The organism is Streptomyces sp. NPDC001536 (assembly GCF_042894505.1).
Taxonomy (GTDB): Bacteria; Actinomycetota; Actinomycetes; order Streptomycetales; family Streptomycetaceae; genus Streptomyces.
Map to the genome: position 1 here is coordinate 94,328 of NZ_JBIAVQ010000005.1, position 21,423 is coordinate 115,750.

General features: G+C 69.9%; 22 protein-coding genes. 10 read left to right on the forward strand and 12 right to left on the reverse strand.

All coding sequences use genetic code 11. The annotated features are described in order from the left end of the window. Positions 1-47: 47 nt before the first annotated feature. The 4 genes from ACFY0U_RS15890 to ACFY0U_RS15905 form a co-directional block, all read right to left on the reverse strand. Positions 48-1,145 carry an amidohydrolase family protein gene (locus ACFY0U_RS15890; protein ID WP_388635537.1) on the reverse strand — a complete coding sequence of 366 codons (1,098 nt, stop codon included), beginning with the start codon at positions 1,143-1,145 and terminating at the stop codon, positions 48-50. A 63-nt stretch (positions 1,146-1,208) separates the two neighbouring features. Beyond that, complete coding sequence (locus tag ACFY0U_RS15895) at positions 1,209-1,988, reverse strand: amino acid ABC transporter ATP-binding protein (RefSeq protein WP_388635539.1); 780 nt, start codon at positions 1,986-1,988, stop codon at positions 1,209-1,211. Next, positions 1,985-2,818, reverse strand: coding sequence for an amino acid ABC transporter permease (locus tag ACFY0U_RS15900; RefSeq protein ID WP_388635541.1), 834 nt, complete (start codon positions 2,816-2,818; stop codon positions 1,985-1,987). Before ACFY0U_RS15900 ends, ACFY0U_RS15895 begins: the two co-directional genes overlap by 4 nt. Beyond that, entirely contained in the window at positions 2,815-3,672 is an 858-nt protein-coding gene (locus ACFY0U_RS15905) for a transporter substrate-binding domain-containing protein (protein WP_388635543.1), read from the reverse strand. The genes ACFY0U_RS15900 and ACFY0U_RS15905 overlap by 4 nt, the downstream gene beginning before the upstream one ends. 189 nt (positions 3,673-3,861) lie before the next feature. Between ACFY0U_RS15905 and ACFY0U_RS15910 the strand changes: the two genes are divergently transcribed. The 5 genes from ACFY0U_RS15910 to thpD all read left to right on the forward strand — a co-directional run bounded on the left by ACFY0U_RS15910 (position 3,862) and on the right by thpD (position 8,547). Further along, positions 3,862-4,962, forward strand: coding sequence for a pyridoxal-phosphate-dependent aminotransferase family protein (locus tag ACFY0U_RS15910; protein WP_388635545.1), 1,101 nt, complete (start codon positions 3,862-3,864; stop codon positions 4,960-4,962). Positions 4,963-5,337: 375 nt separating this feature from the next. Further along, complete coding sequence (gene ectA / locus ACFY0U_RS15915) at positions 5,338-5,856, forward strand: diaminobutyrate acetyltransferase (RefSeq protein WP_388635547.1); 519 nt, start codon at positions 5,338-5,340, stop codon at positions 5,854-5,856. A gap of 73 nt (positions 5,857-5,929) precedes the next feature. Next, positions 5,930-7,201, forward strand: a complete 1,272-nt coding sequence (ectB, locus tag ACFY0U_RS15920) for a diaminobutyrate--2-oxoglutarate transaminase (protein WP_388635549.1) — start codon at positions 5,930-5,932, stop codon at positions 7,199-7,201. 49 nt (positions 7,202-7,250) lie between these two features. Further along, positions 7,251-7,655 carry an ectoine synthase gene (locus tag ACFY0U_RS15925; protein ID WP_361487811.1) on the forward strand — a complete coding sequence of 135 codons (405 nt, stop codon included), beginning with the start codon at positions 7,251-7,253 and terminating at the stop codon, positions 7,653-7,655. A gap of 4 nt (positions 7,656-7,659) precedes the next feature. Beyond that, entirely contained in the window at positions 7,660-8,547 is an 888-nt protein-coding gene (gene thpD / locus ACFY0U_RS15930) for an ectoine hydroxylase (protein WP_388635552.1), read from the forward strand. A gap of 3 nt (positions 8,548-8,550) precedes the next feature. Here the strand turns inward: thpD and ACFY0U_RS15935 are convergent, their stop codons facing one another. From ACFY0U_RS15935 to ACFY0U_RS15960, 6 genes are all read right to left on the reverse strand, one after another. After that, the gene (locus ACFY0U_RS15935; protein ID WP_388635554.1) at positions 8,551-9,555 is read right to left on the reverse strand and encodes a maleylpyruvate isomerase family mycothiol-dependent enzyme; all 1,005 of its coding nucleotides are present in this window, start codon (positions 9,553-9,555) and stop codon (positions 8,551-8,553) included. 37 nt (positions 9,556-9,592) lie between these two features. Further along, positions 9,593-10,210, reverse strand: a complete 618-nt coding sequence (locus ACFY0U_RS15940) for an RNA polymerase sigma factor (RefSeq protein WP_388635556.1) — start codon at positions 10,208-10,210, stop codon at positions 9,593-9,595. A gap of 86 nt (positions 10,211-10,296) precedes the next feature. Further along, positions 10,297-11,349, reverse strand: coding sequence for an aminotransferase class V-fold PLP-dependent enzyme (locus ACFY0U_RS15945; RefSeq protein WP_388635558.1), 1,053 nt, complete (start codon positions 11,347-11,349; stop codon positions 10,297-10,299). A 97-nt stretch (positions 11,350-11,446) separates the two neighbouring features. Then, a complete protein-coding gene (locus tag ACFY0U_RS15950) occupies positions 11,447-12,163 on the reverse strand; it encodes a DsbA family oxidoreductase (RefSeq protein ID WP_388635560.1) in 717 nt (238 codons plus the stop codon). Positions 12,164-12,238: 75 nt separating this feature from the next. Next, the gene (locus ACFY0U_RS15955; RefSeq protein ID WP_388635562.1) at positions 12,239-12,733 is read right to left on the reverse strand and encodes a GNAT family N-acetyltransferase; all 495 of its coding nucleotides are present in this window, start codon (positions 12,731-12,733) and stop codon (positions 12,239-12,241) included. Then, complete coding sequence (locus ACFY0U_RS15960) at positions 12,730-13,719, reverse strand: GlxA family transcriptional regulator (protein ID WP_388635564.1); 990 nt, start codon at positions 13,717-13,719, stop codon at positions 12,730-12,732. The genes ACFY0U_RS15955 and ACFY0U_RS15960 overlap by 4 nt, the downstream gene beginning before the upstream one ends. A gap of 133 nt (positions 13,720-13,852) precedes the next feature. Here ACFY0U_RS15960 and ACFY0U_RS15965 point away from each other — a divergent pair, with 133 nt between their 5' ends. Continuing rightward, positions 13,853-15,187, forward strand: coding sequence for an MFS transporter (locus ACFY0U_RS15965; protein WP_388635566.1), 1,335 nt, complete (start codon positions 13,853-13,855; stop codon positions 15,185-15,187). After that, the gene (locus ACFY0U_RS15970) at positions 15,168-16,244 is read left to right on the forward strand and encodes a toll/interleukin-1 receptor domain-containing protein (RefSeq protein ID WP_388635568.1); all 1,077 of its coding nucleotides are present in this window, start codon (positions 15,168-15,170) and stop codon (positions 16,242-16,244) included. Before ACFY0U_RS15965 ends, ACFY0U_RS15970 begins: the two co-directional genes overlap by 20 nt. A 10-nt stretch (positions 16,245-16,254) precedes the next feature. On the opposite strand, the gene ACFY0U_RS15975 is transcribed toward ACFY0U_RS15970, so the two are convergent. After that, complete coding sequence (locus ACFY0U_RS15975) at positions 16,255-16,863, reverse strand: DUF1349 domain-containing protein (protein WP_388635570.1); 609 nt, start codon at positions 16,861-16,863, stop codon at positions 16,255-16,257. Between the two features lie 104 nt (positions 16,864-16,967). Beyond that, complete coding sequence (locus tag ACFY0U_RS15980; protein WP_388635572.1) at positions 16,968-18,497, reverse strand: aldehyde dehydrogenase (NADP(+)); 1,530 nt, start codon at positions 18,495-18,497, stop codon at positions 16,968-16,970. Positions 18,498-18,619: 122 nt separating this feature from the next. On the opposite strand from ACFY0U_RS15980, the gene ACFY0U_RS15985 reads away from it, so the two are divergent. The 3 genes from ACFY0U_RS15985 (at position 18,620) to ACFY0U_RS15995 (ending at position 21,400) form a co-directional block, all read left to right on the forward strand. Beyond that, complete coding sequence (locus tag ACFY0U_RS15985; RefSeq protein ID WP_190161842.1) at positions 18,620-19,393, forward strand: IclR family transcriptional regulator; 774 nt, start codon at positions 18,620-18,622, stop codon at positions 19,391-19,393. Positions 19,394-19,396: 3 nt separating this feature from the next. Continuing rightward, on the forward strand, positions 19,397-19,867 hold the full coding sequence (locus ACFY0U_RS15990) for a GNAT family N-acetyltransferase (RefSeq protein WP_388635575.1): 471 nt from the start codon (positions 19,397-19,399) through the stop codon (positions 19,865-19,867). Between the two features lie 81 nt (positions 19,868-19,948). Then, positions 19,949-21,400: a peptidoglycan D,D-transpeptidase FtsI family protein gene (locus ACFY0U_RS15995; RefSeq protein ID WP_388635577.1), complete on the forward strand. Its 1,452-nt coding sequence runs from the start codon at positions 19,949-19,951 to the stop codon at positions 21,398-21,400. Positions 21,401-21,423: the final 23 nt, after the last annotated feature.

Below are 21,423 nucleotides of genomic sequence, written 5' to 3' on the forward strand. Positions count from 1 at the left end.
CGCCGGTTCGAGAGCCGGAGTGCACAACGACGCGGGGCGACTCTCGGTCACGCTCCGTCAATGATCCGCCCGTTCAGCACGATCCGCCGCGGCGCCGCCAGTACCCGTACATCGGCCCGCGGGTCCTCGTCGTACACCACGAGATCGGCCATCGCGCCCTCCTCCAGGCCCGGGCGTCCCAGCCACGCGCGGGCCGCCCAGGTCGTCGCCGCGAGCGCCTCGACCGGAGGGATGCCCGCCTTGGCGAGTTCCGCGACCTCGGCCGCGACCAGGCCGTGGGGCAGGGTGCCGCCGGCGTCGGTGCCGACGTAGACCGGGATGCCGGCGTCGTAGGCACTCCGGACCGTGTCGTAGCGGCGTTCGTGGAGGCGGCGGATGTGTGCCGACCAGCGGGGGAACTTCGACTCGCCGCCCTCGGCCAGCTTCGGGAACGTGGCGATGTTGACCAGCGTCGGGACGATCGCCACGCCTCGCTCCGCGAAGAGGGGGATCAGGTCGTCGGTGAGGCCCGTGGCGTGTTCGATGCAGTCGATGCCGGACTCCACGAGGTCGCGGAGCGACGACTCGGCGAAGCAGTGGGCCGTGACCCTCGCGCCCAGGCGGTGGGCCTCGGCGATCGCCGCCTTCGCCGCGTCGCGGGGCCAGCTGGGGGCGAGGTCGCCCACTTCGCGGTCGATCCAGTCGCCGACGAGTTTCACCCAGCCGTCGCCTCGGCGGGCCTCCTGGGCGACGTACGCGACCAGGTCCTCCGGTTCGATCTCGTGGGCGTAGCCGCGGATGTAGCGGCGGGTGCGGGCGATGTGCCTGCCAGCGCGGATGATCTTCGGGAGGTCTTCGCGGGCGTCTGTCCAGCGGGTGTCCGAGGGGGAGCCTGCGTCTCGGATCAGCAGGGTGCCGGCGGCTCGGTCGGTGAGGGCCTGTTGCTCCGCGACGTCCTGCGGGACAGGGCCGTGTGGGCCGAGGCCTACGTGGCAGTGGGCGTCCACCAGGCCGGGTAGGGTCCAGCCTTCGACGGTGCGGATGTCTTGGGCGGCGAGGGGTCGGTCGTAGGTGACGCGTCCGTCTACGACCCAGAGCTCATCGCGGACGTCTTCTGGGCCTACGAGGACGCGTCCCTTTACGTGCAGCACCGGCAGATCGTTCATGGCACGCACCATAGTTCGTCGGCTGCGGGTGCATCGTGGCTGGTCGCGCAGTTCCCCGCGCCCCTAAGGGGCGCGTTTGTCGTCCTCCTCCACTTCAGCCATCGCGGGGTCCAGGAGCCGCGACAGGAAATGGCGGGTGCGTTCGTGGCTCGGGTTCGTGATCACCTGGTTCGGTGTGCCGTCCTCCACGATCACCCCGCCGTCCATGAAGACCACCCTGTCGGCGACCTCCTTCGCGAACGTCATCTCGTGCGTGACGACCATCATCGTCATGCCCTCCTGGGCCAGCATCCGCATCACCGCGAGGACGTCCCCCACCAGCTCCGGGTCCAGTGCCGACGTCGGCTCGTCGAAGAGCATGACCTCGGGGCCCATCGACAGGGAGCGGGCGATGGCGACGCGCTGTTGCTGGCCGCCGGAGAGGGAGGCGGGGTAGGCGTTCGCCTTCTCGGAGAGGCCCACGCGTTCCAGGTTCTCGGCCGCCACCTTCGCCGCCTGTGCCTTGTCCCGCTTGAGGACCCGCCGCTGGGGCAGCGTGAGGTTCTCGGTCACGGTGAGGTGCGGGAAGAGGTTGAACTGCTGGAAGACCATGCCGATACGGCGGCGTACGGCGTCGATGTCGACATCGGGGTCGGTGAGTTCGGTGCCGCCGACGAACACCTGGCCCTTGGTGGGCTCCTCCAGCAGGTTCACGCAGCGCAGCAGCGTGGACTTGCCGGAGCCGGAGGGGCCGATGACACAGACGACGTCGCCCTGGCCGATCTCCAGGTCGATGCCCTTGAGGACCTCGTTGTCGCCGAACGACTTGTGCAGTCCGCGGACTTCGATTTCCGGTCGGCTCATTTCACGGCCTCCTGGGCCTTCGCCTCCATACGGCGCACGACGAAGCCGAGCGGGATCGTCACCAGCAGATAGCACAGGCCGGCGACGAGGATCGGCGTGGAGTTGGCGGTCGTACTGGCCAGGTCGCGGCCGTACTTGGACAGTTCGCGCTCCTCCAGGGTCACACCGAGGAAGAGGACCAGCGAGGAGTCCTTGAAGAGCAGGACGAGTTCGTTGGTCAGCGGCGGGAGGATGATGCGGAACGCCTGCGGGATGATGATCGAGACCATGGCCCGCGCGGGCGAGAAGCCCAGTGAACGGGCCGCCTCCAGCTGTCCCTTGGGCACCGCCTGGATGCCCGCGCGGATCGTCTCCGCCATGTACGCGGCCGCCACCAGGCCGAGCGCGAGCGCGACCTTGCCGTAGGTGCCGCCGGGGATCTCGGTCCCAGGGAAGGCCAGGGGGACGGCCACGCCGATGAAGATGAAGATCAGCAGGGCGGGCAAGCCGCGGAAGATCTCGATGTACACGCCGGCGAACCAGCGGTACGGACCCACCGACGACAGCCGCATCAGCGCGATGACCATGCCGAGGACCAGTCCGAAGACAAAGCCGGACAGCGTGTACAGGACGGTGTTCTTCAGCGCGAGCGTGATGACGTCCGGGAACATCTGCTCGGCGATGTCCCACTGCGCGAACTGGTTCTTGAGCCGGTCCCAGTCGGCCGACGCCGCGAAGGCGACGACGGCCGCGACGAACACGACGTACTGGGCGCCGCGCGACAGGCTGCGCTTCTGACTGCGGGTCAGGCCCTTCTTGCGGGGCTGGAGTTGTGCGTCGGGGCCCGTCATGAGGCGGACGGGGACGCGGAGGCCGCGGACTCGTCGTAGGGGCCGATCCACTTCTCGTACAGCGTCTTGTACGTGCCGTCGGACCTGGCCTCGGCGAGGGCCTTGTTGATGGCGGCGAGCAGCTTGGCGTTGCCCTTCTTGACCGTGAAGCCGTACTGCTCACCGGTGTTGATCTGCTCGGCGACCTGGAAGGCGTCGGCGTTGGCCTTGGTCTTCAGCCAGCCCTGGACGACCGGGTAGTCGATGACGACGGCCTTGACCTGGCCGGAGCGCAGTCCGTTGAGGACGGCGTCCGAGGACTCGAAGGAGACCGGGTCGAAGCCCTGGCTCTTGGCGTAGTCCTCGCCGGTGGTCTGTGCCTGGGCGCCGAGCGCGACCTTCTTGGACTTGGCGTCGGCGAGCGACGTGATGCCGCTGCCCTTGTCGACGAGGAGGGCCTGGGTGGCCTCGAAGTACGGGTCCGAGAAGTCGACGTTCTTCTTGCGCTCGTCGGTGATGGTCATGCCGGCGGCCGCGAGGTCGCACTCGCCGGAGTTGAGGAACGCGCCGGTCTTGAAGTTCTCGAACGGTGTGTCGAGGATCTCCTGCTTCACGCCGAGGTCCTCGGCGACGAGGTCGATCAGGGACACGTCGAAGCCCTGCACCTTGCCGTCGATCTCCGACTGGAAGGGCGGGTAGGGAAGGTGGGTGCAGGTGGTGAGCTGCCCCGCCTTGACGAGCTCGACACCGCCGGCGGCGGTCTTGGTGCCGGAGCCGCCGTCGTCGTCCGAGGAGCAGCCGGCCACGAGCATGAGCCCGGCCGTCGCGGTGGTGGCGGCCAGGATGCGGGTCCGACGCCCGAGGATCGTCTTCACGGGGAAGCCTCCTGTGAGGGAACTGTCTGTTCCGGATATCGGGTTCCGATTATAAGGAGAAGTTTGAGACCCTCAAATCAAACCGATGGTTATACGGCCGTCTGACCTAAGAAGTCGGTAGTGGGAGGGGGTGCCCAGGGTGCCGGTTACCCTCGATTCGTTGATCCCGTGAGTGAAGAGAGCAGCCCTGTGACGCACCCCTTCCTGGACCTGGCCCCGCTCAGCGCGGCGCACTTCGCGTCGATCGAGGACCGCGTGGCGCGGCTGCTGAGCACCTCGCAGGATGTCGTGATCATGCAGGGGGAGGCGTTGCTGCCGCTGGAGGGGGCGATCCGGGCGACCGCGGGTCCTGGCACCGTGGCGCTGAACGTGATCACCGGGCCGTACGGACAGACCTTCGGGGACTGGCTGCGGGACTGCGGGGCCACGGTGATCGATCTGGCGGTGCCGTTCCACACGGCGGTGACCGCGGAGCAGATCCGGGAGGCCTTCGCCGAGCATCCGTCGATCGACTTCGTGTCGCTGGTGCACGCGGAGGCGGCGACGGGCAACACCAACCCGGTCGCGGAGATCGGGGAGGTGGTGCGGGCGCACGGGGCGCTCTTCTACCTGGACGCCGTCGCCTCGATCGGGGCGGAGCCGGTGCTGCCGGACGCGTGGGGCGTCGACCTGTGTGTGATCGGGGCACAGAAGGCGATGGGCGGGCCGGCGGGTGTGTCTGCGGTGTCGGTGAGCGCGCGGGCCTGGGCCCGGATGGCGGCGAACCCGCGGGCGCCGCGACGGTCGTACCTCTCGCTGCTGGACTGGAAGGAGCGGTGGGTCGACGGCGGACGCAAGGCCCTGCTGCACGCCCCGGCCCAGCTGGAGATGCTGGCACTGGAGGCCTGCGTCGAGCGGATCGAGTCCGTCGGACTCGACACGGTGATGGCTCGCCACGCGTCGGCGGCCGCGGCGACCCGGGCGGGGGCCGTGGCCCTGGGCGGCGGCCTCGAACCGTACGTGCACGAGGCCCGGGACGCGGCACCGGTCGCCACGACCCTGCGGGCGCCGGCGGGTGTGGTGGCCTCGGAGCTGGTGGCCCGGGCGCTGGCCTCCGATCCCGTCCTGCCGCTGGCCGCGGGTGGGGGCGCCCTGGCCAAGGAGATGATCCGGGTCAACCACTACGGGGTGGACGCGACGCCGGGGGCCGTGCGCGCGAGCCTCGCGGCGCTGGGTGCCGCACTGAGCGAGCACGGGCTGGATGTGGAAGTGGAGGGGGCGCTGCGCGCCGTGGAGGACGGCTGGCGGTGAGCCGTCCGGCCGGTGCCGGGGGCATGCCGATATCTTGCGGGAACGAATCGACGACATGACCGGAGCCTAATTCAAAGGTAATTCTGGAATTCATTCGAGAACAGCTTCCCGTATTCGTCTGCCCGCTTTCCCTCGCCTTAAACGCAAAGATTCTGCGAACGCCAACCGGATGAATTCGGGCAGATCTCATGGGGGTTACATGGTTGTGACGCGTTACACACCCAGGGCGATTTGCCCCTTTTGATGCGGGCAAACCACCACATACTTCGCACCTTTCACGCGTCCGCCCGCGCCCGCGTGATAACACATGCATCGCCGACCCGTAACCCCTCCCGGCGATGCAATTTTTAATTTCCCTCGGTAAATTCAATTCGCATGACTGCCGCACAAGCAGACACGACAGCAGAACTCCAGATCGACCGTCCGTCCGTCGCGGACGGCGCCGCGTTGTGGCGGATTGCGAGGGACTCGAAGGTCCTCGACCTGAACTCGTCGTACAGCTATCTGCTGTGGTGTCGCGACTTCGCCGCCACGTCGGCCGTCGCTCGGGACGGACACGGAGAGCCGGTCGGCTTCGTCACCGGGTACCTGCGGCCGGACCGTCCGCGCACCCTGCTCGTCTGGCAGGTGGCCGTGGACGAGACGCACCGCGGGCGCGGGCTCGCCGGGGCGCTGCTCGACGCACTCGCCGTGCGGGCCTCGGCCGAGCAGCGGATCACCGCCGTCGAGACCACCATCACGCCCGGCAACACCGCCTCCGAGCGGCTGTTCAGCGCCTTCGCCGAGCGGCACGACGCCGACCTGGAACGTGAGGTGCTCTTCGACGCGGGCCACTTCCCCGACGGACCGCACGAACCCGAGGTCCTGTACCGCATCGGCCCCCTCTCCCTCTGACGACCGAGACGACCGAGACGACCAGACCACCCCAACGCACTCCCCTCCCCCACGCATCGAGGAGCGATTCTTCGTGACCATCACCCAGCCCGACCTCAGTGTCTTCGAGACCCTCGAGTCCGAGGTCCGCAGCTACTGCCGCGGCTGGCCCACCGTCTTCGACCGTGCGCAGGGCAGCCGCATGTACGACGAGGACGGCCACGAGTACCTGGACTTCTTCGCGGGCGCCGGCTCCCTGAACTACGGGCACAACAACCCGGTCCTGAAACGGGCGTTGATCGACTACCTGGAGCGCGACGGCGTCACGCACGGGCTCGACATGTCGACCACCGCCAAGCGGGCCTTCCTCCAGACCTTCCAGGACGTCGTCCTGCGGCCGCGCGACCTGCCGTACAAGGTCATGTTCCCCGGCCCGACGGGCACCAACGCCGTCGAGTCCGCGCTCAAGCTGGCCCGGAAGGTCAAGGGGCGCGAGGCCATCGTCTCGTTCACCAACGCCTTCCACGGGATGTCCCTCGGGTCGCTCGCCGTCACCGGCAACGCCTTCAAGCGGGCCGGCGCCGGAATACCGCTCGTGCACGGCACGCCGATGCCGTTCGACAACTACTTCGACGGCACGGTCGAGGACTTCCTGTGGTTCGAGCGGCTCCTGGAGGACCAGGGCTCCGGACTCAACAAGCCGGCCGCCGTGATCGTGGAGACCGTGCAGGGCGAGGGCGGCATCAACGTCGCCCGCCGCGAGTGGCTCCAGGCGCTCGCCGCGCTGTGCGAGCGGCAGGACATGCTGCTCATCGTCGACGACATCCAGATGGGCTGCGGTCGTACGGGTGCCTTCTTCTCCTTCGAGGAGGCCGGCATCACGCCCGACATCGTCACCGTGTCCAAGTCGATCAGCGGCTACGGCCTTCCCATGTCCCTCTGCCTGTTCAAGCCGGAGCTGGACATCTGGGAGCCGGGCGAGCACAACGGCACCTTCCGCGGCAACAACCCCGCCTTCGTCACCGCCACCGCCGCCCTGGAGACGTACTGGGCGGACGGCTCCGCGATGGAGAAGCAGACCCGCAAGCGCGGTGAGCAGATCGAGCAGGGCCTCATCTCCATCACCGAGGAGAACCTCGCCGATGTGAAGGAGTACCGGGGGCGCGGGCTGGTGTGGGGCCTGGAGTTCCACGACAAGGAGCGCGCCGGGCGGGTGGCGCACCGGGCCTTCGAGCTCGGGCTGCTCATCGAGACGTCGGGCCCGGAGAGCGAGGTCGTGAAGCTGCTTCCGGCGCTCACGATCACCCCCGAGGAGCTGGACGAGGGACTCAGCGTGCTCGCCCGCTCCGTACGGGAAACCGTCTGAACCACCGACCGCAAGGACAGACCGTCTACATAGGAGGCATCGCAGCACCGTGATCGTCCGTTCGTTCAAGGACATCGAAGGCACCGACCGGCATGTGAAGGCCGCGTCCGGCACCTGGGAGAGCAAACGCATCGTCCTCGCCAAGGAGCGGGTCGGCTTCTCGCTGCACGAGACGATCCTGTACGCGGGTACGGAGACGTCGATGTGGTACGCGAACCACATCGAGGCCGTCGTCTGCGTCGAGGGCGAGGCCGAGCTGACCGACCACGAGAGCGGGCTGACGCACTCGATCACGCCCGGGACCATGTACCTCCTGGACGGGCACGAGCGGCACACGCTGCGGGTCAAGGAGGACTTCCGCTGCATCTGTGTGTTCAACCCGCCCGTGACCGGCCGGGAGGACCACGACGACAACGGCGTCTACCCACTGCTCACCGAACCCGAGGAGGTGTGACCGCATGACCACCGTCACCGATCTCTACCCCAGCCGCGGCGCCACCGAGGTGGCCCTCCCCCGCAAGGACCCGGTCGTCTGGTCGGCGCCCGGCACGCCGGGACCGATCGCCACGGGCGAGCTGGAGTCGTTCGAGCGCGACGGCTTCCTCGCCGTGGACCAGCTCATCGGCGATGACGAAGTGGCCGTCTACCGGCAGGAGTTGGAGCGGCTCGTCACCGATCCCGCGATCCGCGCCGACGAGCGGTCGATCATCGAACCGAAGTCCAAGGAGATCCGGTCCGTCTTCGAGGTGCACCGGATCAGCGAGGTGTTCGCGAACCTCGTGCGCGACGAGCGGGTCGTGGGGCGGGCCCGGCAGATCCTCGGCTCGGACGTGTACGTCCACCAGTCGCGGATCAACGTCAAGCCCGGGTTCGGCGCCTCCGGCTTCTACTGGCACTCGGACTTCGAGACCTGGCACGCCGAGGACGGGCTGCCGAACATGCGGACGGTGTCCGTCTCCATCGCCCTGACGGAGAACTACGACACCAACGGCGGCCTCATGATCATGCCGGGTTCGCACCGCACGTTCCTCGGCTGTGCGGGGGCGACGCCGAAGGACAACTACAAGCAGTCGCTTCAGATGCAGGACGCGGGCACGCCCTCGGACGAGGCGCTGACCGCGATGGCTAGCGAGTACGGCATCAAGTTGTTCACCGGCAAGGCCGGTTCGGCGACCTGGTTCGACTGCAACTGCATGCACGGGTCCGGCGACAACATCACGCCCTTCCCGCGCAGCAATGTCTTCATCGTGTTCAACAGCGTGGAGAACGAGGCCGTAGAGCCGTTCGCGGCTCCGATACGACGGCCCGAGTTCATTGGGGCACGGGACTTCACCCCTGTGAAGTAACCCTCACAACCACGCCAGCGACGCGGCCGACTCCAGTACGTTCCGTACGGCGGCCGCGTCGCCCGTTGCGCCCTTCGGCACCTCGTCCGGCGCGTACCGGCCGCCCACCAGCAGGCAGAAGTCGACGGGATCCAGGGTGAGTTCGGCACGCACCGGCTCGTCCTCGGAACCCAGCACCCACTGCTCGACACCGGTGACCGAGAACAGCACCGGCGCGGCGTCCTGTCCCAGAGCCAGGCCGAGGATGCGGACGGCCAGGCGGACCAGCTGCCACAGGTGCGCCTCGGGCGGCGGCGGGACGGCGAGTCCCAGGGCGCGGCCGATGTCGTCGGTGTGGATCCACGCCTCGAAGGCCCGCACCACGTAGTGGTCGGCGACCGGCAGCCGTACCCCCATCGACATCACCGCGCGGGCGGCCAGTTCGGGATCGGTGGCCTCGGGTGCGGTGAGCAGTGCGTCCGCCTGTGCGGACCAGTCGGCGACGGTCTCCTCGGGCGTACGGCCGTACTCGTGGGCGATGACCTCGGCGGTCCGCTCGTTCCAGGCGTCGCCCCAGTGGGTGTCGTCCGGGATCCGGGAGAGCGGCAGCCGGGTGTCCAGGCCGAGCAGCCGCACCAAGTGCTCGTCGGCGGCCAGGAGATGGGCGACGGTCGCGTGGACGTCCCAGTCGTGCACGACCGGGGTGGACCAGCGGCCCTCGATCTCGGGCAGCAGCGCCTTGAGGCCGGCCACCGCCGCGGCGTAGGGGGCGGCGTACGCCGCGACCCGGGGTGCGGCGGGGCGGGTGCGCAGGGCGCCGGACAGGATGGCGGCGGCCGGGCGGCGGCCCGAGCCATTGGCCGAAGGGCCGTCGAGCAGCCGTACCGTCTCCCGCAGCCGCTCCGCCTCCGCCGCGCAGCTCTCGCACTCGGCCAGATGCAGCGGGACCGTCCTGCGGTCGGCAGGGTCCAGCGCCCCGAAGGCCCAGGCGGCCAGCAGGTCTCGTACGCCGTCGTGTTCAGCGGTCACCGCATGCCCCCTTTCCTGGAGCGAGCGTCCCCTGCCATCATGCGCCCCTTTCGAGCGCGGGGTCGGGTGGGTCTGCCAAAGACTCGGCCAAGGTACGTAACGCGGTGCGCAGGCGGGTCTTCGCGGTTCCTTCCGGGATGCCCAGTTCGACGGCGGCCTGGCGGTAGGTGCGGCCCGCGAAGTAGGCGAGGTGCACCACCTCCCGCTGGGGCTGCGGGAGTTCGGCGAGGGCGGAGTGCAGGAGGATCGAGCGTTCGCGGTCCACGACCGTCTCGTCGGGGCCGGGACCGGGCTCGGGGATGGCCTGGAGCGCGGAGTCGTCGGCGCCGGCGTCCTTGCGGTGCCGGGCCTCGCTGCGCACCCAGTCCACGGCCCGCCGGTGGGCGAGCATGGAGAGCCAGGTGCGCAGGGTGCCGCGGCGCGCGTCGAAGGCGTACGGCCTGCTCCACAGGTGGGCGAAGACCTCCTGCGCCACGTCCTCGGCGGCGCCCGGGCTCCGGGTGACTCGCACGGCGACGCGCCGCACCAGGCCCCCGTACTCCTCGTACACCTCGGCCAGCGCGGACTCGTCGCCGTACACGAGCCGCCTGTGCAGCTCCGCGTCGGCGGGAGGCCGCACTGACGTATCGCCCGCGTGTTCCACCGGCACCACCACCCCTGGTGCCTTTCCTAGCGTCCTCGCCGGGCCCGCGCCAGCGATTCACGACAACAGGCCATGGCCAATGATTCACGAGCCGTAGATCACCCGGACAGGACGTCCAGGAGGCGGTCGACGTCGGCAGGGGTGTTGTAGAGGTGGAAGGAGGCACGCAAGTTGCCCGCGCGGTCGGAGACCTCGATGCCCGCCGCGCTCAACTCCCGCTGTTTGACGCCCAGTCCGGGCACCGAGACGATCGCCGAGCCGGGCGCGGGCAGCACGTCATGCCCGAGAGCGGCCAGTCCGGTCCGGAAGCGGTCGGCGAGGGACAGGTCGTGGGCGCGGATGGCCGGCACGCCCAACTCCTCGATCAGGGAGAGGGAGGCGCGCAGTCCGGCGTACACGAAGAGGGCGGGGCTGATGTCGAACCGGCGGGCGGAGTGGGCGAGTTCGGCGATCGGGCCGTAGCAGCTGTCCCAGGGGATCTCGCCCGCGACCCAGCCGGCCAGCAGGGGGATCAGGGCGCCGAAGTCCTCCGGGACCACCAGGAAGGCGGCGCCGTGCGGGCCGAGCAGCCACTTGAAGCCGGTGGAGACGGTGTAGTCGTACTCGGTGGCGTCCATGGCCAGCCAGCCGGAGGCCTGCGAGAAGTCGACGTACGTACGGGCCCCATGCGCGCGAGCCGCCTCCCGCAGGGCGGGCAGGTCGGCGAGCCGGCCGTCGGCGGACTGGGCGGCGCTGACCGCGACGAGGGCGGTCTCCGGGCGGACGGACTCGGCGAGCCGCTCCAGGGGGACGATGCGGACCTTGAGGTCGCCTCGGGCGTGGAAGGGGTTCACGACGGACGTGAAGTCGTCCTCCGCGGTGAGGACTTCGGCGCCCGCGGGCAGCGAGGCCGCGACCAGGCCGGAGAAGGTGGAGACGGAGGCGCCGGCCGCCACCCGGCGCACCGGCACTCCGGCCAGCCGGGCGAAGGCCGCCCGCGCCGCCTCCACGTCCTGGAACAGCGGGTCCAGCGGCCTGCCCTCGGCCCGGATCCTCGTGGCCTCCGTCAGGGCGGTCACGGTGCGGGCGGGGAGCAGACCGCTGGACGCGGTGTTCAGATAGGTGTTCTTCGGGGCGAACTCGGCACGGACGAGGCTCTCGAAGGTCTCCATGGGTCCACTGTGGAGCCGCTCGGAGCATTGGTCCATTGCGGATTTTTACGTGGTTCCCCTAAGGGATGCTTATGGATCCGCCGCGACCTGCGCCGTCTCAGTGCTGCGGTACCGCGCATCCGTCGGGGCCGCAGGCCTCCGCGCCGTTGTCCTCGATCAGCTTCAGCGGCGGGCGCTCGCCCCAGGCCTGGGTCAGCGCCTGGGTGAAGACGTCGGCGGGCTGGGCGCCGGAGACGCCGTACTTGCGGTCGAGGACGAAGAACGGCACACCGCTCGCGCCGAGCTCGGCGGCCTCGCGCTCGTCGGCGCGGACGTCGTCGGCGTAGGCGGTGGGGTCGGCGAGGACCTTGCGGGCGTCGTCGGCGTCCAGGCCGGCGGCGACGGCCAGCTCCACGAGCCGCTCCTCGCCCTCGGCGTAGACGGAGCGCTCCTCGGCGAAGTTGGCCTTGTAGAGGATCTGGATGAGCTCGTCCTGCCTGCCCTGCGCCTTGGCGAGGTGGAGCAGACGGTGCATGTCGAAGGTGTTGCCGTGGTCGCGGCCGTGGGTGCGGTACTCCAGGCCCTCGGCGGCGGCCTGGGCGCCGAGGTTCTCCTCGCCCGCCTGGGCCTGGGCCTCGCTCATGCCGTACTTCTTCGTGAGCATCGTGATCACCGGCTGGACGTCGCCCTTGGCCCGGCCCGGGTCCAGCTCGAAGCTGCGGTGGACGACCTCGACGCTCTCACGGTGCGGGAAGGCCGCCAGCGCCTTCTCGAAGCGGGCCTTGCCCACGTAGCACCAGGGGCAGGCGATGTCGCTCCAGATCTCGACGCGCATGTCTTCGGCTCTTTCCAGGTCGCACGGGTACGGAGACGGCCTCCGATTAATCGGTGAACGTTCAAGGAGTGGGGTTCATTCCCCGGTCGGCGCGAGGGTCATGCGCAGATGGTGGTGCCCCGGCTCGACGGGGTGCGCGGCCCAGCCCTGGCGGGCGTAGAAGGCCTGCGCCCGCGTGTTGTCCACATGCACCTCCAGCACGGCGGTCCGCTTGGCGTCGGCCTGCCACTGCTCGACGCAGGCCGTGTGCAGGGCGGTGCCGAGGCCGGAGCGCCACCGGTCGGGGTCGACGTGGAACTGGAAGAGCTTGACCGTGCGCGCCGGGGCGCCCTCGGGGGTGCGGAAGGAGGCCAGCCCGACGATGCGGCCGTCGTCCACCAGGCACAGGACATGGCCGTCCGGCCGGGCGATGGCGCTCCGCCAGGTGGCGAGCCAGTCCGTGCCGTCGTCCGGGACGCCGTCCGGGTAGTACGTGGCCCGGGCGCGGGCGTGCAGCGCGGTGACGGCCTCCGCCTCGGCGGGTACGGCGGTCCGGATCACCCGGGCTCCGGTGACTCTGTCATTGATCACGCAACGGAGGACGAGACCTCGGTCGGGCCGGTTCCCAGGCGGCTGTACTGGGCCCGGTAGGCGCTCGGGGTCAGTCCGGTGCGGCGGACCAGATGGGCACGGAGGGAGTCGGCGGAGCCGAGGCCGCAGGAGCGGGCCACCTGGTCCATGGGCAGGGTGGTCGTCTCCAGGAGCTCCTTCGCGCGCTCGATGCGCTGGTGGAGGAGCCACTGGAGGGGGCTGACGCCGCTTTCCGCGTGGAAGCGGCGGGTGAGGGTGCGTACCGAGACACCGGCGTGGCGGGCGAGGTCGGTGAGGGTGAGGGGCTTGTCGAGGTTGCGCATGGCCCAGCCCCGGGTGTCGGCGCAGGCGGTGCCGCGTTCGGGGGGCAGCGGGGTCTGGGTGAACTGGGTCTGGCCACCCGGCCGTACCGGGGCGACGAGGGAGAGACGGGCCACCTCGTTGGCGACCGCGGCGCCGTAGTCGGTACGGATCATGTGCAGGCACATGTCGATGCCGGCCGCGTAGCCGGAGGAGGTGAGGACCTGACCGTCCTGCACGTACAGGACGTCGCCCTGGAGGTCCAGGGACGGGTGGCGTTCGCGCAGTTCGTCCGCCAGTTGCCAGTACGTGGTGGCGCTGCGTCCGTCCAGGAGGCCCGCCTCGGCCAGCACGAAGGCGCCGCTGCAGATGGAGGTCACGCGCCTGTCGGCCGCCGCCGCCTCGCGCACCGCGTCGATGGTGCGCGGATCGGGGGCGTAGCGGTGGCCCGTCCCGGCCACCACCACCGTGTCGGCGTCCCGGACCGAGTCCAGGCCCCGGTCGATGTGCAGGGCGAGGCCGCCGGTGGTGGCGACGGGGCCCGGGTCCGGGGTGCAGACGACGACCTCGTAGCCGCGGCCGCCGTCCACCTCGACCTTCTCGAAGAGCAGTTCGGGGATGGCGAGGTTGAACATCGAGACCGGGGACGGCGCGATGACGGCGACGCGGTGCGGGACGCGGGGCATGGCCAGAACCTCCGGAGGTATGGCGTTCCGGCCACTACTGTACGTCGGTGAAGATCAGCAGCATGGGGGCATGTCCGGTAAGCACTTGGCCAAGAAACATCAACTCGCCGATTCCTCCGGGGAGTCGCAGTCCATGAGGACGTCTCCCGCCACCACTCTGGTCGCCGCCCTGCTCGGCTTCGCACTGATCACCCTCGACGCGTCCGTGGTCAACGTGGCCCTCCCCGCCATCGGCTCGGCGCTCGGCGGTGAGATGGCGGGACTGCAGTGGGTGGTGGACTCCTACACCCTGGCCTTCGCCGCGCTGATGCTGTCCACCGGCGCCTTCGCGGACCGGGCCGGGGCGAGCCGGGCGTACGCGATCGGCATCCTGCTCTTCACCCTCGCCTCGGCGGCCTGCGGACTGGCACCGAACCTGGCGGTGCTGATCGGCGCCCGGGCGGTGCAGGGTGTCGCGGCGGCCGTGGTGCTGCCGGCGTCGCTGGCCCTGGTGCAGCAGGCCTATCCCGATGCCGAGCGCCGGGCGCGTGCCGTGGCCGCGTGGGCCGCGGGCGGTTCGGTGGCGGTCGCCCTGGGTCCGGTGGCGGGCGGCGCGCTGACCACGGCCTGGGACTGGCGGGGCATCTTCTTCATCAACCTGCCGCTGGGCGCCGTGGCGCTGGCGTTGCTGGTGCGGGCCCCTCGGTCCGAGCGGCGTCCGGCCCCGCTCGACCTGCCCGGACAGCTGACGGCGATCGTGACCTTGACGGCGCTGACGTTCGCGGTGATCGAGGGCGGGGCGACCGGGCTGGTGGCGCTGACGGTGGCCGTGGTGTCGGGCGCGCTCTTCGTGCGGGTCGAGACACGGCAGGCGCATCCGGTGGTCCCGCCGGGTCTGTTCCGCACCCGGGCCGTCTCCGTGGCCGTCGCGGCGGGGGTGGCGTGCAGTGTGGCCTTCTACGGGGTGGTGTTCGTCTTCTCCCTCTTCTTCCAGCAGGTGCAGGGGCGTTCGGCGCTGTACACCGGACTGATGTTCCTGCCGATGTCGGGGCTGATCGCGGTGTCGAACGTGGTCGCGGGAAGGCTCGCGGGGCGCTACGGGCCGAGGGTGCCGATGCTGATCGGCCAGGCCCTGGCGACGGCCGGTCTCCTGCTGCTGCTCGGGTACGTCGACGAGCGGACCCCCGCTGCCCTGGTGGCGGCGCTGCTCGTCCCCGTGTCCGTCGGCTGCGCGCTGACGGTGCCGCCGCTGACCTCCCTGATGATGGAGGCGGTGCCGGCGGAGCGGGCCGGGCTGGCGGCCGGTGTCCTCAACTCCGCCCGCCAGATGGCCGGCGGGCTCGGGATCGCCGTGTTCGGGGCGCTGGTCTCCCACGGGTTCATGGCGGGCATGCGGGTGAGTCTGGGAGTGGGCGCTGCGCTGTTCGCCGTGTCGTGGTTGTTCGGTTACGGCGTACGACACAACTCCGGTGGTTTGGCGGGACGTTGACCCTAGACTGCCGACCATGGAATGGGACTACTTCATCAGTCACGCCAGTGAGGACAAACGTCTCGTGGCCTCGCCGCTGGCCCATTACCTGAGATCGGTCGGTTTCCGTGTCTGGTACGACCAGTTCACTCTGAAACTCGGGGATTCGCTGATGGCCGGGATCAATACGGGCCTGGCGAATTCGGCCTTCGGTGTCGTGGTTCTGAGCCCGCCCTTCTTCGCCAAGCACTGGCCGCAGCGGGAACTGGCCGGGCTGATGGCGGTGGCTCAGGGCGAGCGTCGCATTCTTCCCGTCTGGCACGGGGTGGACGCGGACGACGTGGTCAGGGCGTCGCCGATGCTCGCGGACCTGGTGGGGGTGAGCACGCGGCGCGGGCTGAACGCGGTGGCGGAGGAGGTGATCCGGGCGTCGTTTCCCGACCGTCTCGATTCCCTGCCGGTGTCGAACACGCGCCGGGAGTCGCCGGCGGATCTACGGGAAGCCCTCGCGACCCTGACGGACATGCTGGACGACGGCGCGAGCCGGGACGACGTCTTCCTCCTCGTCTCCGCGTACCACGACCTCCTGCGGACGGTGGCGAGAGGGGGCGATGTGATCCCGGCTTCGCGGATCTCGGGCACGGTCCCGTTCGACTTCGCCGCAGTGAGCACCCACGGCCTGACGGGGCCGATGGGGCTGGAATTCATCGTGCTCGGCCCCACCGAGGCGGCGGAGGATCCCGCCGCGCTGCTGAACCGGCTCGACGCCGGATTCGGCACGACCGTGGACTTCCACGAACGGCCCTACAACGACTATTTGTCGGGGCGACTCGTGGGCGAGTTCCCGGAAGTGCGGAAGGTGGCACACGAATTGGCCGGCCTGATCGAATCGGGCAACGTACACCACGCGCATCCCGACCGCTGGCGATTCTCCATCACCCTTCTCAACGGCCGTCGAGCTGCCGATCCGTCCGCCCTGGCCCGCAGGGACGAGCTGGCGTCGACGTCACGCATCCCCCTGCACATCGCCTCCTACGACCGGCTGACCGACCTGGACGTGTCGAGCATCCGGACGTGAGACGTGGCTGTCAGCTTCCGTCTCGCAGGTCCTTCGGCCAGTCGGGCCTGAACTCCAGGTGGTCGTAGGTCACGACGCACCCCTCCCCCATCGGTGACTGCGTCATGAAGCCGACGAGGGCGGCGTCGCTCTTCTTCTCGTCGTCGAGGGTGAACAGCCGGACGAATATCCAGCGTTCACCGTCCCGCGAGGCGTGGAAGGCGAAGGCCCGGCCGGTGCGGCTCACTCTGAGCCAGACCGAACTGCCGTCCACGGTGAAGGAGTTGGCGTCGTCGGAGTGTCCCCGGGTGACCACCGTGCAGATGGTGGCCACGTCCGGGGAGTACTCCAGACACAGCTTGGCCCAGGCCCGCTCCCCGACATGGACATAGAGCACCCCCGCGTCGAACGACGCGTTGAACCCCACGGTGACACGGGCAATGAGCTGGAAGTCCCCCTCGGGCGCACCCAGCAGACGCGGCGCGTCGGAGGCAGGATCGAGCCCTTCCGCAGTGGGCGGCACGAACCGGTCCTGCCGGGGCCCGGCCCACCCGGTGAGCACACCGTCCTCGTAGGACCAGTGCCCGTCGGGTCCATAGGTACGGAGGGAAAAGGGCAGTTCAGGGAGCAAGACGTCCATCGACTGATTATCGCAGGGTGACTGCACCCACCTAGGGGCGCGGGGAACTGCCTGACAAGCCACGACGGGCTCGCAGCCGCAGAACTCCCGCACCCCCCACGGCGCTATCGCTCCAACTGCCCGTTAAACCGACGAGGCAGCCCCAGCGGGTTGTCATCCCGCAGCTCGACCGGCAACAACGCCTCCGGCGTCGTCTGATACACCACCGGCCGCATCCACCGCTCAATAGCCGTACCGCCGACCGACGTGGACGTGGACGTCGTAGCCGGGTACGGACCGCCGTGATGCTGAGCCGCCGCCACGGCGACCCCGGTCGGCCACCCGTTCACCAGCACACGCCCCGCCAGCGGCGTCAGCTCCGCCAGGATCTCCGTGCCACGACCCTTGCCCTCGGTCTCCTCGGTCGACAGATGAACCGTCGCGGTGAGGTTGCCCGGCAGGCGCGACAGCACGGCGCGTGCCTGCGCGTCGTCGTCGTAGCGCGCGACGACCGTCACCGGACCGAAGCACTCCTCCAGGAGCAGGTCGTGGTCGCCCTCGGCGGCCAGCCTGCCCGCCGGCACCGTGAGGAATCCCGCGCTCACCGTGTGCTCGCCGCCTGAGCCCGGCGTCACCGGCGTCTCCACATCGGCCAGCTCCGCGCGCTCGGCGACCCCGGCGATGAAGTTGTCCCGCATGCGGTGGTCGAGCAGCACGCCCGCGTCGGTGTCGCTGACGGCGTCCGTGAGGGACTTGACCAGGCCGTCACCGGCGGCTCCCGTCGGCACCAGCACCAGGCCCGGCTTCACACAGAACTGGCCGACGCCCAGCGTCATGGAGCCCGCGAGGCCCGTACCGATCGCCTCGGCGCGCTCGGCGGCCGCGGCCTCGGTCACGACGACGGGGTTCAGGGAGCCCAGCTCGCCGTGGAAGGGGATCGGGACCGGACGGGCGGCGGCCGCGTCGAAGAGGGCCCGCCCGCCACGGATGGACCCGGTGAAGCCGGCCGCGGCGACCAGCGGGTGCTTGATCAGCTCGATGCCCGCCTCGAAGCCGTGCACGAGACCGAGCACGCCCTCGGGGATGCCGTGCTCGGCGGCGGCCCGCCGCAGGACGGCCGCGACCAGCTCGGACAGGGCCGGGTGGTCGGGGTGGGCCTTGACGACGACCGGGTTGCCGGCCGCCAGCGCGCTCGCGGTGTCACCGCCGGCGACGGAGAAGGCGAAGGGGAAGTTGGAGGCCGAGTAGACGGCGACGACCCCGAGCGGCACCTTGTAGCGGCGCAGATCCGGGATCGGCGGGGTCGCGGTGTCGTCGGGGTGGTTGATCACGACGTCGAGGAAGGCGCCCTCGTCGACGATGTCGGCGAAGGCCCGCAGCTGGTAGCTGGTGCGGGCGAGTTCGCCGGTGAGCCGGACCGGGCCGAGCGCGGTCTCGGCGTCGGCGGCCTCGACGAGCTGGTCCTTGGCGGCCTGAAGCTTGTCGGCGGCGGTACGCAGGAACGCGGCGCGGACCGTGCGGTCGGTCAGGGCGCCGCGGGCGTCGTGCGCGGCCCGGACGGTGGCGTCCACCTCCTGCGCGGTAGCCTCCACGGCAACCTGCTCACGCTGCTTCCCGGTTCGGGGGTCGACACTCCAGACTGGTGCTGCTGCCACCGCGGGTCCCTCCACACAGTTCCTGGGTCATCCACCAGGGTCGTTCGATATACTGAACGCTGTCTCTGATGATGAATATGCTGTTGGAGACTATTTCCCGTCCAACGAAGGGGTCAAGGGCGATGTCGGCAGGCGAGACGGGCGGCGGGGCGCAGGTCAAGTCCGCGGTACGGACGGTTGAACTGCTCGAATACTTCGCCGGACGCCCCGGTATGCACTCCCTCGCGGCGGTCCAGGAGGCCGTCGGTTATCCCAAGTCCAGCCTCTACATGCTGTTGCGCACGCTGGTGGAGCTGGGCTGGGTGGAGACGGACGCGACGGGCACGCGGTACGGCATCGGGGTGCGGGCCCTGCTGGTCGGCACGTCGTACATCGACGGCGACGAGGTGGTCGCGGCCGCGCGTCCGACGCTGGACCGGCTCTCGGACGACACGACGGAGACCATCCACCTCGCGCGTCTGGACGGGACGAACGTCGTCTACCTGGCCACCCGGCAGTCGCAGCACTATCTGCGCCCCTTCACCCGGGTCGGCCGCCGGCTCCCGGCGCACTCCACCTCCCTCGGCAAGGCGCTGCTGAGCACCTACTCCGACGAGCAGGTCCGCAAGATGCTCCCGGAGACACTGCCCGCGCTCACCGAGAACACGATCACCGACCGGGAGAAGCTCATCGAGGAGCTGCACCTGGTGCGGGAGCAGGGCTTCGCCGTGGACCGCGAGGAGAACACGCTGGGGCTGCGCTGCTTCGGTGTGGCGATCCCCTACCGGACCCCGGCGCGGGACGCGATCAGCTGCTCGGTGCCGGTGGCCCGGCTGACGCCCGCGCACGAACAGATGGTGAAGGACGCGCTGTTCGACGCGCGGGACCGGCTGACACTGGCCACCCGTAGGCTCTGAGGCATGCAGATCACGCTCCGAGAGGTCCACGACAGCGATCTGCCGGTGTTCTTCCGGCAGATGAACGATCCCGAAGCCCTGCACATGGCGGCCTTCACCTCGAAGGACCCGGCCGACCGGGACGCCTTCGACGCCCATTGGAAACGCATCCGGGCCTCCGACGCCGTGCACCGCACGATCCTGGCGGACGGGGACGTGGTGGGCAGCGCGTCGGTGTACGGCGAACCGGCCGAGCGCGAGGTGACGTACTGGATCGATCGCGCGTACTGGGGGCGGGGCATCGCCACGGCGGCCCTGCGCGAGCTGGTGACCCAGGTGCCCGAGCGGCCCCTGTACGCGCGTGCCGCCGCGGACAACGCCGGTTCACGGCGGGTGCTGGAGAAGTGCGGGTTCCGGCTGTCGGCCCATGCGCGGGGGTACGCGAACGCCCGCGGCGAGGAGATCGACGAGGTCGTCCTGACGCTGGACGGCTGACGGCGCCGCGCATGAACGTCCCATGAGAAAAGCGGACGCACGGGAACGATTCGCGGCGCTCCGCTCGTCTACCTGAGCGGAATGAACAAGACGATCAGGCGCGCTTCGGTCTTCACGCTGCTCCTGGTGTTCGCTCTGCTGGTGCGGGCGACCTGGGTGCAGTTCTACGAGGGCCAGGCGCTCGCGGACGACAGCGACAACCGGCGGAATGCGATCGAGACGTACTCGTCGCCGCTCGGGAACATCATCGTGGCCGGTGAGTCGATCACCGGTTCCGCGCAGACGAAGGGCAGCGACCTCAAGTACAAGCGCACCTACAAGGACGGCGAGCTGTACGCCGCGGTGACGGGCTACGCCTCACAGGCCTACGCCCCGACCCAGCTGGAGGGCATCTACACCGACCTTCTCAACGGCACGGACAGCCGGCTGAAGTCCGTCATGGACACGGTCACCAACCAGCGCGCCGAGCCGGGCAACGTGGTCACCACGATCGACCCGGACGTGCAGAAGGCCGCCTACGATGCGCTCGGCGACAAGCAGGGCGCGGCCGTCGCGATCGATCCGACGACCGGCAAGCTCCTGGCCGTCGTGTCGACCCCGTCGTACGACCCGTCCTCGCTGACCGACGCCAACACGGCCGGTGCGGCCTGGAAGAAGCTCAACGCGGACCCCGACAAGCCGCTGACCAACCGCGCGCTGCGGCAGCCGGTGGCCCCGGGTTCGACGTTCAAGCTGGTCGTGGCGGCGGCGGCGCTGGAGGACGGGCTGTACTCGTCGGTGGACGAGAAGACCGACAGCCCGGACCCGTACCGGCTGCCGGGCACGGTCACCGATCTGGAGAACGAGAACAAGTCCGCGCCCTGTGAGAACGCCTCGATCCGCACCGCGCTCCAGTACTCCTGCAACAACGTCTTCGCGAAGATGGCGTACAACCTCGGCCAGGACAAGCTGCGGGCGATGGCGGAGAAGTTCGGCTTCAACGACGCGTCGCAGGACGTGCCCGTGCGCGCGTACACCAGCGTCTACCCCTCGGACATGAACGACTCGTCGACGGCCCTCACCGGCATCGGCCAGTTCGACGTCACCGCGACGCCGCTCCAGATGGCCATGGTGTCCGCGGCCATCTCCAACGGCGGCAAGCTGGTCTCGCCGCACATGGTCTCGCAGATCACGGACAGCGGCGACGATGTGCTGGAGAACTACGACGACGAAGCGTCCACGACCGAGGTCGTCAGCTCCGAGACCGCCGAGCAGCTCCAGTCCGCGATGCAGACGGTCGTCAAGGACGGCACCGGCACCAACGCCCAGATCGCCGGGGCGACGGTCGGCGGCAAGACGGGTACGGCCCAGCGCGGCGAGAACAACAGCGAGTCGCCGTACGCCTGGTTCACCTCGTACGGCAAGGCCGACGGCAAGGAGGTCGCCGTCGCGGTCCTGGTGGAGCAGTCGGACGCGGAGCGCTCCGAGGTGAGCGGCAACGGCCTGGCGGCGCCGGTGGCCAAGGCGATGATGGAAGCGGCACTGAAGAGCTAGGCAAGAGGGGTGGCTCCTTCACA